Origin of the sequence: Ochrobactrum sp. SFR4 (assembly GCF_019730395.1) — a bacterium.
Taxonomy (GTDB): domain Bacteria; phylum Pseudomonadota; class Alphaproteobacteria; order Rhizobiales; family Rhizobiaceae; genus Pseudochrobactrum.
This window is the reverse complement of record NZ_JAAPBB010000145.1, coordinates 1-508: the sequence shown is the minus strand read 5'-3', so window position 1 is coordinate 508 and position 508 is coordinate 1. Positions and strand designations below refer to the sequence as shown.

Below are 508 nucleotides of genomic sequence, written 5' to 3'. Positions count from 1 at the left end.
CAAGACGCCTATTCCTTGGGCTAATCCCGATACCGGCAGTCAGGGTACCATCACCACTGTTGCCGAGAAAAAGACCGAAGCCGGTCTGTGTCGTGAGTTTGAAACTTCGCGTGAGGCTTTCGACGGTGCCGCACTTTATCGCGGACAGGCCTGCATGGCGCAGGGCGGTGCATGGGCTCTGACCTCTTTTGCCCAGCTCTGAATGAGTAAAATGCGCTGAACTCTCTGTTTTCATAACGTAATTGCACTATTTCGCGGAGCGTCTCTGGAAAAATTGCGCACTGATGCGCATATTGCATTGTAAAAGCATGCCGGAGCTTATCCCAGATTGCTGCCGATTTTCATAAAGCAGATCAGCTATTTAATCTTTGCGGACAAGTACGCCGGATGCGCTATGATTTGGAACAATTTACTGGTGATTCCGTTTGTGCAGTCACCGCAACGATAAAGGAATACTATGCGCGATCCCTATAGCGTATTGGGCGTCGCTAAAACGGCGAAGCCTGAA

General features: G+C 50.2%; 1 protein-coding gene. It reads left to right on the top strand.

Translation table 11 applies throughout. From position 1 onward, the window contains the following. Positions 1-202 (top strand): RT0821/Lpp0805 family surface protein (locus HBA93_RS18270; protein WP_286202041.1); only part of this gene is annotated, 202 nt, incomplete at its 5' end. Positions 203-508: the final 306 nt, after the last annotated feature.